15 protein-coding genes are annotated in these 13,860 nt (G+C 41.0%); 4 read left to right on the forward strand and 11 right to left on the reverse strand.

All coding sequences use genetic code 11. The features are described from left to right. Nucleotide 1: 1 nt before the first annotated feature. Together OCV27_RS14580 and OCV27_RS14585 are read right to left on the reverse strand one after the other, a co-directional pair. Complete coding sequence (locus OCV27_RS14580; protein WP_337969180.1) at nucleotides 2-301, reverse strand: hypothetical protein; 300 nt, start codon at nucleotides 299-301, stop codon at nucleotides 2-4. A 37-nt stretch (nucleotides 302-338) separates the two neighbouring features. Further along, nucleotides 339-710, reverse strand: a complete 372-nt coding sequence (locus OCV27_RS14585; protein WP_221740639.1) for a hypothetical protein — start codon at nucleotides 708-710, stop codon at nucleotides 339-341. Between the two features lie 508 nt (nucleotides 711-1,218). Between OCV27_RS14585 and OCV27_RS14590 the strand changes: the two genes are divergently transcribed. Together OCV27_RS14590 and OCV27_RS14595 are read left to right on the forward strand one after the other, a co-directional pair. Next, entirely contained in the window at nucleotides 1,219-1,419 is a 201-nt protein-coding gene (locus tag OCV27_RS14590; RefSeq protein WP_125322249.1) for a YgaP family membrane protein, read from the forward strand. A 3-nt stretch (nucleotides 1,420-1,422) separates the two neighbouring features. Beyond that, nucleotides 1,423-1,962 carry an RNA polymerase sigma factor gene (locus OCV27_RS14595; RefSeq protein ID WP_221740616.1) on the forward strand — a complete coding sequence of 180 codons (540 nt, stop codon included), beginning with the start codon at nucleotides 1,423-1,425 and terminating at the stop codon, nucleotides 1,960-1,962. A gap of 411 nt (nucleotides 1,963-2,373) precedes the next feature. Here the strand turns inward: OCV27_RS14595 and OCV27_RS14600 are convergent, their stop codons facing one another. From OCV27_RS14600 to ftnA, 6 genes are all read right to left on the reverse strand, one after another. Continuing rightward, on the reverse strand, nucleotides 2,374-2,838 hold the full coding sequence (locus tag OCV27_RS14600; protein WP_125322247.1) for an ankyrin repeat domain-containing protein: 465 nt from the start codon (nucleotides 2,836-2,838) through the stop codon (nucleotides 2,374-2,376). A gap of 90 nt (nucleotides 2,839-2,928) precedes the next feature. Beyond that, entirely contained in the window at nucleotides 2,929-4,443 is a 1,515-nt protein-coding gene (katE1, locus tag OCV27_RS14605; RefSeq protein WP_125322251.1) for a catalase KatE1, read from the reverse strand. A 229-nt stretch (nucleotides 4,444-4,672) separates the two neighbouring features. Beyond that, complete coding sequence (locus tag OCV27_RS14610; protein ID WP_125322246.1) at nucleotides 4,673-5,251, reverse strand: TetR/AcrR family transcriptional regulator; 579 nt, start codon at nucleotides 5,249-5,251, stop codon at nucleotides 4,673-4,675. A gap of 125 nt (nucleotides 5,252-5,376) precedes the next feature. Further along, nucleotides 5,377-6,570: a BaiN/RdsA family NAD(P)/FAD-dependent oxidoreductase gene (locus OCV27_RS14615; RefSeq protein WP_125322245.1), complete on the reverse strand. Its 1,194-nt coding sequence runs from the start codon at nucleotides 6,568-6,570 to the stop codon at nucleotides 5,377-5,379. 104 nt (nucleotides 6,571-6,674) lie between these two features. Continuing rightward, nucleotides 6,675-6,998 (reverse strand): universal stress protein UspB, encoded by a 324-nt coding sequence (gene uspB / locus OCV27_RS14620; protein WP_125322244.1) that lies wholly within the window; start codon nucleotides 6,996-6,998, stop codon nucleotides 6,675-6,677. Nucleotides 6,999-7,072: 74 nt separating this feature from the next. Next, complete coding sequence (gene ftnA, locus OCV27_RS14625) at nucleotides 7,073-7,600, reverse strand: non-heme ferritin (protein ID WP_125322243.1); 528 nt, start codon at nucleotides 7,598-7,600, stop codon at nucleotides 7,073-7,075. A 155-nt stretch (nucleotides 7,601-7,755) separates the two neighbouring features. Between ftnA and uspA the strand changes: the two genes are divergently transcribed. Continuing rightward, nucleotides 7,756-8,181: a universal stress protein UspA gene (gene uspA, locus OCV27_RS14630; protein WP_125322242.1), complete on the forward strand. Its 426-nt coding sequence runs from the start codon at nucleotides 7,756-7,758 to the stop codon at nucleotides 8,179-8,181. Between the two features lie 56 nt (nucleotides 8,182-8,237). Next, on the forward strand, nucleotides 8,238-9,122 hold the full coding sequence (locus OCV27_RS14635; protein WP_125322241.1) for a carboxylate/amino acid/amine transporter: 885 nt from the start codon (nucleotides 8,238-8,240) through the stop codon (nucleotides 9,120-9,122). Nucleotides 9,123-9,149: 27 nt separating this feature from the next. Here the strand turns inward: OCV27_RS14635 and OCV27_RS14640 are convergent, their stop codons facing one another. From OCV27_RS14640 to OCV27_RS14650, 3 genes are all read right to left on the reverse strand, one after another. Further along, nucleotides 9,150-9,689 carry a hypothetical protein gene (locus OCV27_RS14640; RefSeq protein ID WP_125322240.1) on the reverse strand — a complete coding sequence of 180 codons (540 nt, stop codon included), beginning with the start codon at nucleotides 9,687-9,689 and terminating at the stop codon, nucleotides 9,150-9,152. Nucleotides 9,690-9,789: 100 nt separating this feature from the next. Beyond that, nucleotides 9,790-10,569: a class I SAM-dependent methyltransferase gene (locus OCV27_RS14645; RefSeq protein WP_125322239.1), complete on the reverse strand. Its 780-nt coding sequence runs from the start codon at nucleotides 10,567-10,569 to the stop codon at nucleotides 9,790-9,792. Nucleotides 10,570-10,634: 65 nt separating this feature from the next. Further along, nucleotides 10,635-13,778, reverse strand: a complete 3,144-nt coding sequence (locus OCV27_RS14650; protein WP_125322238.1) for an EAL domain-containing protein — start codon at nucleotides 13,776-13,778, stop codon at nucleotides 10,635-10,637. Nucleotides 13,779-13,860: the final 82 nt, after the last annotated feature.

Genomic DNA, 13,860 nt, shown 5'->3' on the forward strand with positions numbered 1-13,860 from the left:
TCTATTGTGCACACTCAACATAATTAACAACTTCTATCCCACCATTTGTACTTTCATCAACTTTAAGATTTGCACAAAAATAATTTGGTGAGTCCATACCTTGATACTTTAATTCATAGTAAGTATGGTAACCATTACTAAAGTCAGAGCTAACATATTTCACATGGATAAGAAAGTTATTACCCATTAAGTTGTTCACTTCAGAACTTTTAGATATTTTATCTAATGTGCTACTTGAAGCCATAGCTATAGCCGGAATTAATAATAGAGATGAAAGTAAAGATATAATAATTTTATTCATAATAATCACTTAATATGTTGTATTTAAAAATTTAACTTCAATTAATTTCATTAATAGAGACAAGTTCTGGAACACCATTGATAGGTTGATAAACTTCAACCACTACAGCATACTTAGGCGCATCTGGGTATGTCGGCTGTGCATTACAAATAAATTTGTAGCTCATTCCCGCCGTTACACTAGATGCAACCGCAAAAGGCGAATAGGAGACACCAACCAAACCATCTAATGCTTGATAAAACGCATTATATTCGTTTCTACTAAAAGTCGTACGGTACTCTGTCCAGCCACCAGGAATTGAAGTCATTGAAGCTTCAACATTATCTGTATTCGAATGATTGACAACACTTTCATTTGCAAAAGCTAAACATGGGACAAAAAAAGAAAGAAATAATAACTTCTTAAACATAATAAATCCTTTTACTAGTTGATTGGTTTTAATAACCAAGAACAATCTTAATCAAGTAAATAAGATGAGTAAATAATAATTAGCCATAATTATTTATTTTAAATTAAAAAATAAATATATTGAAAGTAAAAATATTTAATATTTATTTTAATTACAGAGTGATTTATACTTATACATAGTTATTTTCTAAAACTATATCACATTTAATTTTTTAAAAAATGATAGTTAATTCAATATAATTACATAAGTATTTTATCTAAACTAGATATAGCATTTAAATATAATGATTTAATTTTTATTAGATATTTACTATCAATATGTATGCTAAATAGACTTCCTTAGCCAAGAAAAATTATTGTTGTTATGTAACATATTAAAGGTTCGAATTTAGACACTTACAGGGTGAGAAAATAAATAATTTATCTTTTTTGACCCAAATTGGGATGTAACTGCCTCTTATAGGTTGAAGGTGTGTAATACACCCAAAACCATCAATTTAGGAGTACATATGTTTTATAGGAAGCAACTACCATTTTGGCAGCGAACTACTCGTGGCATAGCAGGAACAGCTATGATTGGATGTGGCTTAATAGGATTATCTGGGCTAGCTTTAGGCTATTTTATCGCGCTAGTCGGCGTGGTAACTACCTTGACTGGCGTTATTGGATTTTGTCCAATGTGTTCTTTTGCGGTCAGAAAGAGTAAATAATAAATGATGCAAGCAGAAAAGTATGATGCGGAAATTTTTGCATCCGCACGATTGGGTGATGCAAACGCATTAAATGAGCTCCTGACAAAAACACAGCCCGATATTCGTCGATATGCCAAACGAAGCTGCGCATCATCGGATATAGACGATGCTGTTCAAGAAACGCTATGGATACTATCTAGACGAATTGGGGCAGTCAAGGTACTGACCTCGCTTCCCGCTTGGTTGTTTACCATCGTTAGAAGAGAATGCGCGCGAGTTGCACAGCGCACTAAATCGGAGTCTTTTATTCGCCAAGCAGAAGACATCTCTGATTGGGAAAATGATGAGCAGCTGGCTCACCAGTCTCAATTTGAACTTAGCTGTGACTTAACTACTGCAATTCAATCTCTCCCTGAGCACTACCGACATGTCGTTCTTTTACGAGATATGAAGGGGATGAGCATAGAGGAAATAGCTAACCAGCTTGGGCGATCACGTGAGAGCATCAAAGGTCAGTTGTATCGTACGAGATTGTTGATACGAGAGTATTTGCTTAATTGAGAAAAAAGTATGAAACCAAAAACTATGTTTGCTAGCCGCTCTTTATTGGAACACATTGCCAGAGGAAGCGGAGGGCTTAGCCTGTTATGGGTTGCGATAAAATTATCATCTACTCATCCTGTAATATCGATATTCGTAGGTATATTAACTTTATACCTACTGCGTGGTTGTCCGATATGTTGGGCAATTGGACTGTTTGAGACATCCTACCGGACCTATGCCAAAATTAGACATCGTAGAGCGATATAATATTAGGAATCTCACTGAGGGTAAAAGAGCAACAAAATACGCCCTTAGTATAAGGGCGTGTTTAATATTAAGCATCTTTCTTTGTTGGTAAAACTGCATCAACTCGGTCCACAGAAACTGCTGGTTTCACGATTAATCTAATATCAACTTAACAATGGATAATTAGCGTTGCAAAGATTGTAGTACCTTAGATTGGCCAAAAACTTGAGCAAACTCTTGCAAATTTAGCCCTGCCTTATTGCGCAGCTCTGGCGAGCATTTAGCTTGATAGAGATCGCTGGCAATACTTATTTCTCGTTTGATCAGTGCGCCCATTAGAGCAGTGTTACCACGTTTATCTTGCAAACACGCATTTGCACCTGAATCAAGCAATAGGCGAACGCTGTCTTTATTGCCTTGATAGGCCGCAACCATCAAAGCGGTGTAACTTTGATTATTGCGCTGATCGATTGGAAAGCCTTGTGATACAAACGTCTCAAGTACTTCATTGTCGCCAACCCTCGCCGCGTCAAAAAATAGCCCAACCAAAGATTGGTATTCCTGTTCGATATTGGCATTAGCTGCCAGCAAGTTAAACGACAAGCTGAGCGAGAAAACAACTGAACTAAGTAATATTAACGCTTTCATTTATTTACCTTAGTTAAAAGTGGCCCACGGGAACCCTGGTTTTCGGGCAGAAAAGAGCAGATACATCTCCCGCAGGCCAAAATTTATTGGCTACATCATGGCTTTACTTTTTACACTCGCAAGATCGGTGTGAGTCGCTTTTACAAGGCGAGTACCGTAGTCTTTATCCGCGCGATAGAAGAAGCTGACCATAGTTTCCTTAGTCTCCTTATCTAAAACCTGATTTAAATCACCCGCTAGGTTTGCAATCAGGTCACTTTGATCTTGATAACTCATGCTGCGATACAAAACGCCAGCTTGATAAAAATCACGGGGGTTACTGATTGCTTTTTGTATCACAGTGCCTGCTAGCTTGGTTTCAACTGCTTTAAATTGCTTGTCCTCTGCCAAATCTAGCTGACGGCTAGGCTCATAATTCACATCGCCATTAGCCTTTAGAGCGTTATTGCTGACACCGTTTTGGTTATGGTTATTGACCTGTGCCAACGGCCGGTTCACTGGCAATTGAAAAAGGTTTGAGCCTAAGCGGTACAGCTGGGTATCAGAGTAGGCAAACAAACGCCCCTGCAGCAAGCGATCTTCAGATGGTTCAATACCATGTATCAAATTTGATGGTGCAAATGCTGACTGCTCGGTTTCTAAAAAGAAATTCTCGGGTATTCTGTTAAGCGTCATAGTGCCGATTTTTTTATCAGCAATATTGAGCCACACTTTAGTCGCATCAAGGCCGTTGTAATCTAACTTACCAAGCTCTTGCGGCGAAAGTATTTTGACGTACAAGTCCCACTGAGGGTAATTACCACGACTAATCTCGGTATAGAGGTCATTAGTTAGGTGGTTAAAATCCTGACTTTGCTTTTTAGCAACCTCTTTCGGGCGAAGGCTTTCAACCCCTTGCTTGCTCTTCCACTCAAATTTTACGTAGTTAACATCACCTTGGGTGTTAATCCATTTGTAAGCATGGACACCAAAGCCATTCATGGTGCGATAACTAGCTGGCGTACCTAGATTGCTATACACCCATGTCAACATATTGGTTGAACTTGGCTCATGACTGAAGAAATCAAAAAATCGGTTTGGATCTTGAACATTGGTCACGGGCGATGGCTTTAGAGAGTGCACCATGTCCGGAAATTTAATCGAATCACGGATAAAAAATACTGGCAGATTGTTACCCACTAGGTCCCAATTGCCCTGCTCAGTATAAAATTTGGTAGCAAACCCTCGTGGGTCGCGAAGTGTTTCAGGGGAGCCTTTTGAGTGGACCACTGTCGAGAAGCGAACAAACACTGGTGTAACCTTGCCACTATCAGCAAAAGGAGCGGAAGCTGTAAGTTCACTAAAGTCACCAGAGGCAACAAACTCCCCATGAACTCCTGTACCTCGCGCATGTACTACTCGCTCTGGAATCCGCTCTCTCGCAAAGCGCTGCAATTTTTGGATAAGGTGAACGTCTTGCAATAATACGCTGCCATTTTCACCAGCAACGATGGAATTTTGGTTGTCGCCAACCGGTGCGCCATTATCTCTTGTAAGAGTTTGCGCTTGTATCGATGCGCTAAACACGCCCACTGTAATAAACGAAGATATTTTTGACATCTGCATGGCTGCTCTCCAATGCATACTAACCCATTGACTCATCGAGTAGTCAATAGATATTCAAAGCCCTTTTCTGCCCAAAAAAGACTATATCTTCAATAAGTAAATTTGTTTAATGGGAAACAACAATAGAATCAATAGGGATAATCAATGAAATTTTTCAGAGGGGTGGTTTATCGGTTTAAAAGCATGCCAACATGACTAGAGGCCAGCTCCCTAAAAGGTAACTAACTTTTTACTCTTCGGTTTTTAGAATTAAATTCAAAAGACCCTGCTCCACACTCTGGATATAGGCAGATGTCTGAAACTGAGACAAAAGCATGCTTCCTTCCATGGACGTAAAAAACAGCCGTGCATAGGCTTTTGCATCAAGACTATCTATAAAGTCACCGTCTGTAACACCTTGCTCTACCACGCGAGTGATCCATGTTTCATTCATCTCAACAAAATGGTTGAGCAGTAGGGTGACTTCTTCAGCTAAAGATGAAATATCTGAGGCATACATACCACATAAGCACAATTTGTTGCTGTCTCGCACATTGACAAACACCGCGGCTAAAGCGCGCAGCTTATCTTCAGCACCATTATGTTGTTGATTGATAATATTTAACTGAGTACGGTAACGCTCAAGATAACGCTCAAACACCACCTTGGCTAAATCTTGCTTAGTTTTGAAGTGGTAATGAATACTGGCTGTTTTAATGCCTAGTTCATTTTGTATGTCGCGAAAACTAAAACCATTAAAGCCTCGGCTTTGAATATAGCTTTCCGCAATATCGGCAATTTTGGCCGCTGTCGGGCTAAGATTACTCATGTGTCACCTCTCAATCTCAATACTGCAACTTTATCATGTTTGGCGAAACTTTGGAGCCAAACAAAAAAAGATTGGTCATCTGTAAAGCTGGCACTTGCGGCTAACTTTATTGTTCCTACACAAACTTACACCCATTGCCCTGCGACAAAGCCTGAGCTCCAACACCACTGGAAGTTATAACCGCCAAGCCAGCCTGTCACATCCACCACTTCGCCAATAAAATACAGGCCTTTTATGTCTTTGCACTGCATGGTTTTGGATGAGATATGTTCGGTACTCACCCCGCCTAAGGTAATTTCTGCGGTGCGATAGCCTTCGGTGCCATTGGGCACTATACGCCAATTCTCAAGCTGCTGAGTGATTTCGGTTAATTGCTTGAGTGTTAACTGCTTAAGTGGCTTATCAGTGAGAATTTTTTGCTCAATCAAAACCTCAATTAAACGCTTAGGCAGCACTTTAGCTAAGGTATTTTTCAAGCTCTGGTTGGGGTGTTTTTCAAGATTGCTCGCCAGCAAAGCATCGACATCCACACCAGGCACCAAATTAATCATAACAGCTTGTCCTGCCCTCCAGTAAGAGGATATTTGCAGCACAGAAGGTCCGGATAAACCTCTGTGGGTAAACAGCAAAGCTTCTTTAAATACTGTGCCATCTTGGGCAGTAACCTCAGCATCAACGGCAATACCTGACAACTCAGCGAACGCTTCTTTGTCCTCTTTGTGAAGAGTAAAAGGCACAAGGCCTGCAGTGGTTGATTCTATAGTTAAGCCAAACTGCTCAGCCACTTTATAGCCAAATGGCGTCGCGCCAAGTTTGGGCATCGACAGACCACCAGTCGCAATGACAAGAGAATTACACTCAATGGTATGAGTGTTCGCATCAAGCACAAAGCCAGACTGGGTCTTTTCAATATGATGGACATCTTGTTGGTAGCGCTGAGTAATAGTGGGTAAGTCACACTCGGCCAAGAGCATTTTAACGATATCTTTTGAGGTGTAATCACCAACGCAAAACAGCTGACCATGATCGCGCTCTTCAAACTCAATCTCATGCTTACTGACCATGCCAATAAAATCCCAATTGGTGTACTGAGAAAGTGCAGATTTAACGAAATGAGGGTTTTGACATAAAAAATGGTTGGCTGAGACGTCATAGTTAGTGAAGTTACATCGGCCGCCACCAGCAATGAGAATTTTTCTCCCTGGCTTTTTAGCATGATCAATCACGAGCACTTTGCGACCGCGTTTACCTGCTTCTGCCGCACACATCAAACCTGCCGCACCCGCGCCGATAATGACAACATCAAACTTCTCTGTCATGACCTTTCTCAACTCAAACCCAATAAAAAAGGATGTGCTTATAGCACACCCTTAGCCAATCGGCGACATTCTAACCCTAAATGAGGATCTTGCCAAATACCCCTTTATAAAATAAATGCCGCAAAAAGTGTCACACTAAATAAAGAACTCGACAAAATGAATAACTCTCTTACTCTTTCACATTTGCCAGTAAAAATCTCATCATGGTGATGATGAAATTCCCTACTTTTCAAATAATGAAAAAGCCGAACCTGCTTGGTGACATTACCATGGGTAGTGAAAAAGCCACCACCATCAACTTGCTGATAGAGCAAGGGGTGAGCTTCACGCATAATGTATATCAGAGAACGTAAAGCGGTTAAATATCTGGCCATATTAACCAAGGTGATTAACATTAGCGTGAACAGAATCGTATCAGCATTGATCATCTTTTCCTCCCTACATCTTCACCTGAAGCCCGGAAAGAAAAGACGATCTGCTCAGAAAGTCTTAATGCTGAAAATTATTCAGCAGGGGCAGCCATGATAGAAGATGAACCCTCTTTCGCCAAAGCCGCTAAATCTTTATCGATAAAGAACAAGGCTTTGCCGTCTTCACCAACAAGATCAAGCTTGTCTATGATCCCTTTAAACAACTTCTCTTCTTCGTGTTGCTCTGCAACATACCACTGCAAGAAGTTGAAGGTTGAGTAGTCTTGGGAAGTAAAAGCAACGTGGGCAAGCTTATTGATGTTTTGAGTTATCATCTGTTCGTGTTCATAAGTCTCACGAAAAACGTCACCCAAACTGGCAAACTCATGCTTAGGAGCACTGATAGCACCCAAAATTGGCATGGCTCCCGTTTCACTTACGTAAGTAAAAAGTCGCTGCATATGCTCCATTTCTTCTACTGCATGTACACGAAGAAACTCAGCGGCACCTCCAAAACCTTTATCTTCACACCAAGCACTCATTTGTAAGTATAGATTGGATGAGAAAAATTCGAGATTAATTTGCTCATTCAATTGATCAACCATTGCCTGTGAAAGCATTTCTTACTCCTAATTAACTTGATTTACTTCAATGAATCTTATCACTACCACACCTTAACACTTTGAAGGGTGAATGTGGATCTGAGATCACAACAACAAAAATATTTAAGTGATGATGCTAACCTGTCAACAGATACCTAAATGGAGATACTACCATGAGCTATCAGCATATATTAGTTGCTGTAGACCTATCAGAAGACAGCAAAACTTTAGTCGATAAAGCCGTTTCCCTCGCCAAGCCATTAGGAGCCGAGGTATCTTTTATCCACATAGATGTCAATTATGCAGAGCTCTATACTGGGCTGATTGATATTAACTTGGCAGAAACCCAACATCAGGCGATTGAAGCTTCTCAGCAACAACTGCAAAAGTTTGCTGAGCATGCCAATTACCCAATTAAACATACCCTAGTAGGTAGTGGTGACTTGGGTAACGAGCTGTGTGATACGATAAAAGAATTTAATATCGATATTGTTGTGTGTGGTCACCATCAAGATTTTTGGAGTAAGCTACTCTCTTCGACTCGACAACTGATTAACTGCTCACCTGTAGATATGTTGGTTGTGCCACTTAGCGACTGATCACAACTAGCTTTTGGTATAGACTGCAGTCCATATGTTAATAATGAGTATGAATAATGGCATATCTATCTGCAGCCACCCTATTATGGGCTTTCTCGTTTAGCTTGATCGGTGTCTATCTCGCCGGCCAAGTTGACTCTTGGTTCTCTGTGCTGATGCGTGTTGCCTTAGCCAGCTTAATGTTTATTCCATTTTTAAAGTTTAAAGGGGTGAATAAGAAACTTATCGCCAAGCTCATGGCTGTAGGTGGGACTCAACTCGGGTTAATGTATTGCTTCTACTACCAATCTTTTCTTTTGCTTTCTGTTCCAGAAGTACTGCTATTTACCGTTTTTACACCTATTTATGTCACATTAATCTACGATCTTCTCAAGGGTCGGTTTTCTCCTTGGTATCTAGTGACAGCCATTATCGCCGTAGCAGGGGCAGCCTTAATCAAGTTTTCTGGTATTAATGAAAACTTTCTGATTGGATTTTTGGTCGTTCAGGGTGCCAATCTTTGCTTTGCCATTGGCCAAGTTGGCTATAAGTATATTATTGAAGATCAGCCAGTAAGTCTTTCCCAGCATACTGTGTTTGGTTATTTTTACCTCGGCGCTTTGTGCGTGGCTTTGATCGCATTTTCCTTACTAGGAAACATTGAACGACTGCCAACCACCAGCACACAATGGGGCGTGCTTATTTACCTCGGTATCATAGCTTCTGGATTCGGTTATTTTGCTTGGAACAAGGGAGCCACAATAGTCAATGCAGGAGCACTAGCAGCAATGAACAATGTGTTAGTTCCAGCCGGATTAATCGTCAATATTGTGATTTGGAATAGGGATGTTGATTTAACTCGCTTAGCAATTGGTGGCGCTATTATCATGCTATCACTTTGGTTTAATGAGACTTGGGTCAAACGCAAAGTTGCCCTCAGCTACCAAACCCAAAATCAATAAAATAACGCTCCTTATGGAGCGTTATTTTCAATGAACTTTACTCACCTCAACAGATGCCTTTCCAGTGCTGATAAGCTTCCCAAGATCAAGACCGGCTCTTAACTTAGCCTCACGTTTTTGTAATTTGAACGTCTTCTTGGCTAATTTAAGTAATTTCTTTTGCTGCTTATACTGCTTTTTTAGCGCCTTCTTGGCATTCTTAATCTCTTTGTTACTAGCAAAGCTTTCCAATAAGTCATTAGGGGCCGTGCTCGTTTTGTGCTGAGCCTTTTGCTTCACTTGTTCTACAACTTTTCGCACTATAAAGGATTTATCTACAAGTTCGGGATCAGGGCTTTTAGCCAAAGGCAGAGCTTCATTCAGTAGAACACACTTGCTTTGCTTTACTAGAGATTGCTTTTGGCACACTAGAGGTCGAATTGCCGTAGGTTTACAAAGATATTCTTTCTCTAGCGAAGAACGTGCACACGATCGACAAACAAATTTTGGCTCGGCAACCAAGCGATGAATATCACCGAGTCCATCGGCAATTTGCTTGCGGGTCATCTTACACAAGCTTTTGGTCATGCTGGCACTCCAGACAAGAATACGAATAATTCTTACTATGATATACCTATATAATGGTATTTTGGCAAGGATAAATTAAACGTTAGACACCAAACTTTAACTAAATCATCGACGCGTTGACATAAACGTCAAAACGATTCTTTTTGGTTTCGATCGCCATTGTGGGCTTTTGCCCATTGAGCCACTGCGCATAATCAGGACGCTTTACCACCACTCTTTTTTGCGCCATTGCTAAAGCTGGGGTAAACAAAGCATCAGCATCTAGATCGGGACCAACAAGAGACTGAAAGACTCGCATTTCTTTTTTTACCAGAGCCGATTTCTTTTTCCCTTGTGGGTGGGGATACATAGGATCAAGGTAGACTACATCTGGCCTAACAAATCCAGGTTCGACGGTTAATATCTCAAGTGCGTTATGACTCGAAGCGTGGCTTAAGAACAAGCGTTCACTGACCCAATCACCAATTTCAAGATCCTGCTTAGCGCGCATCAGCCCATCATCTAATAAAGCAGCCACAACCGGATGGCGCTCTAACATCTGAACTCTACAGCCAAGTGAAGCAAGAACAAACGCATCTCGTCCAAGCCCAGCCGTGGCATCCAAGACACTTGGTGTAACTCCCTTTTTCAAGCCTACTGCTTTGGCTATAGCTTGCCCCTTACCACCACCAAACTTTCGCCTATGAGCCACAGCTCCACCAGCGAGATCGACATATATTGCTCCTAGCTTAGGTTCATCGATTTTCCTTAACTCCAACCTCTCATGAGTTAAGACCAAGGCAAAAGAGCTAGTCTCATCGTGTGTTAGCCCCCACCGAAGTGATAAATTATCCAATTGATCATTTAGACTTGGGTCTTCACTGACAAGTTGTAATTGCAAATTTAGCTCCGCTGTGAGGGCCAGCATAATAGGCGGGTAAGTGTAATAGATTTTCTTTATCAGCACTATGCCTGATCAGGGGATGAAAGAAGCTCTTCGACTAATTTAGGCAGTGGTTTAGGCGTCCCAATAACATAACCTTGAGCGTAATCAACATCTAACTCTACGAGCATATCGAGTATTTTATTATTCTCAACAAACTCAGCGACTGTCTTCTTACCCATCTGTTTAGCAAGTTCATTGATTGAGCGAACCATGAGGTGGTCAATATTATTAACATCAATATCCCGCACAAACAGGCCATCTATTTTAACAATATCAACTGGGAGCTTTTTCAGGTAACCAAACGAACACAGACCAGAGCCAAAATCATCAAGCGCTATCTTACAGCCAAGTTCTTTGAACTGTGTAAAGAGCTCGATAGCCTGCTTCATATTACTCATTGCGGCGGTTTCAGTGATTTCTAGGCAAATTTTACTACATGGAACTCGGCTAAATTGCAGCTTATTTAAGAGGAAATTGATAAATTCTTTATTTCCCATCGAGTGGCCAGAGAGATTGATCGAACACATACCAAGATTATCCAAAGCAAACGGATTTTCTTCTAACCAATCAAGAGCTTTTGTGACTACCTGCTTATCAAGCAACTGGGCAATGTTATAACGCTCGGATGCTGGCATGAATATGCCTGGAGCAATATATTCTCCTTGTGCATCACGAATCCGGATAAGTATTTCAAAATGCATCAATGAATTTTCTACTCTGAGATCTAAGATTTGCTGCGCGAACAACTCTATTCGATCGTTAGCAAGAGCATCGTGAACAAAGCTCACGCATTCCATTTCCTGCTCTCTGCGACGAAGATCTTCATCATCCTGGCAATATAAGTTAAATCGGTTTCGACCTTCTTCTTTAGCAGCATGACATGCAGTATCGGCTTGTGCATGCACCATTTGTGGGGTGTCCGCCGTATGATCAATTAAACGAATACCAATAGAACAAGTTAAATTGAGTCTAATATCATCCCAAACAAAGTGCTGGTCGTTTAGCGCCCAGATAATTGAATTAGCAACACTTTGAGTATCTAGCTCTGTGCAGTCTTTAAGCAGAACAGCAAACTCGTCCCCTCCCATGCGCGCTAAGATCGCATTATATGGCAGCACTTCTTCTAACATGCTGGCACAAAACTGGATAGCCATATCCCCAGCTTCATGTCCTGCGGTATCATTAAGTACCTTTAGCTGATCAAGATCGAGGTAGAGCATAGCGTGAGTCCGCGTATAACTTTCAACTTCGAGCAGGGCTTTTTCTAACTCTTTCTCAAACTGGTTGCGATTATAAGTGCCGGTCAGTAAGTCATATCGAGCTTGATACTCCAACTGCTCAGCTAATTGCTTGGTTTCTGTAATGTCTTCTCCAACAATCAATAAGTGCCCTGTTTCAATCAAAGGCCGGATATTTTCACGTACCCATATTGAATGACCATCGGCATGGCGATATTCAATTTCCCGTCGCCAAACACCACACATAGCCTGTTTAGGCTGAAGTAAAATTTGCCTGGGTGTTGCTGAATCTTGATGCCAGTAAAATTCCACCAATCGATGCCCAAGTACCCGTTCAGAAGCGTAGCCAAGTAACAACTCTGCGAAGTGATTAACCTGCTGAACACAGTTATGTTCATCTAAAGTAATCATCATTACTGGCTGCTGATCATAGTAATGACTCAGATTAGATTCACGCTGAAACAGTTTAGTTTCAGTAATCTTTCTTGATGTTATATCACGAGCTTCAAACAGGTAATTTGCCCCTTGCCCATTGCCTGGTAAAGGCTTTAACGCCATTTCCAAAACCATGGCACCTTGCTCTGGATGCCAAATCTCCGCTTCAAACTGCGTACTTTGCTTCGTATGTTCATTTTCAAAGTATTTTTTTAATAATTTAGCTGAACTAGTTTCCCAATGCTGATGCTGCCAAATGGGTCTATCTACTCTGAAATCTTGGTGATACAGCAGTTCCTGAAGCTTGCTATTACTGGAAACAGCTCGGCCATAGCTATCTAATAGACCAATAAAGTGATAACTTTGATCGAACACCATCTCTATCAACATCTGGCTTTCTTTTGCTAGCAATTCACTTTTTTTCAAGCGGCTTAAGTAATAGACCAACGCCATAATAACCAAGGTCAAAAATACCACTACGCTGATAAACACCTTCAGCTCGTGTTGATAGCGCACAGTGAAAGGTACGGGCTTATTAAATAAAATTGTCGATATTTCACCATCAATTCCTAAACCCCATTTTTTCACAGCCTGATAGTCCAGCTTTATTTCGGGCGTCCCCATTTCCACATTGGGTATTTGCTCTGAGCCAAAGTGCAATATTTTAAGTAACTGATTAGCACTTTGCTGGCCGTGAGTTCTGCCACTTTGAATAAAGCCACCTACCGCGCCCTTACCCAGCCCTAAATCATGCACAAGATAGATGGGTGCCGCAGAATTACGATTCAAAGCCTGCCACTCTTCCCCTTCCGTTATCCAGCCATTTTTATCTCTGTAATACATACTAAATAATATGCTGCTCGACTTGTCCAAAGTTTGTGAAAACTCAATTAATTGCTGATAGCTCTCTGGGGTAATTTGTTCGACTATATTCCTATATTCTGGGTTGATAGTGAGAAACTCTTCAACTTGCAGACGGACGAGCTCTCCTGATACAGAAAAGTCGCTCACCACATAGATTTTCTTTACTTCAGGTTGAATACGCTCAATTAAGGCGATATTACTATAGATATCAATATCTTCTATCACACCTGTCGCCCTTAACCGAGAGTGCATACTAGGGGTATAATGGTTAATACCACCAAATATTACTGGTGTATTACCGACCTCAGGCGCTAAACGCTGCACCAGATTGAGTGCATTATTGTCACTAACAACAATCGCAGAAAAGACTTCTTGGCTAAGTTTGGTTTTGTACAACTGATATAGTTGCTCGAGATAGGTGGGATTTTGTATGCGCTTTGAATCAAGGTACTCAACCCTCAAGACAAGATGATCGTCTTGCAGAACATCTTCAATGCCCATTTGAAATGCATCAGTCCAAAAGAATCCCTGATGATAGGAATGAATAACCAAAACATCTTTATCTGCACTATGTGCATACGAGAGTGATGCAGAAAATACCGCTAGAAGAATGAGACAAAAACGCACTAAAATAGCTCTCATATTAATGTGGCAATTGATCTAATAGTACCACTATTGGTGATATTTTGAACTAGACACAGACGTTAAG

This window comes from Vibrio pectenicida (assembly GCA_024347015.1).
Lineage (GTDB): Bacteria > Pseudomonadota > Gammaproteobacteria > Enterobacterales > Vibrionaceae > Vibrio > Vibrio pectenicida.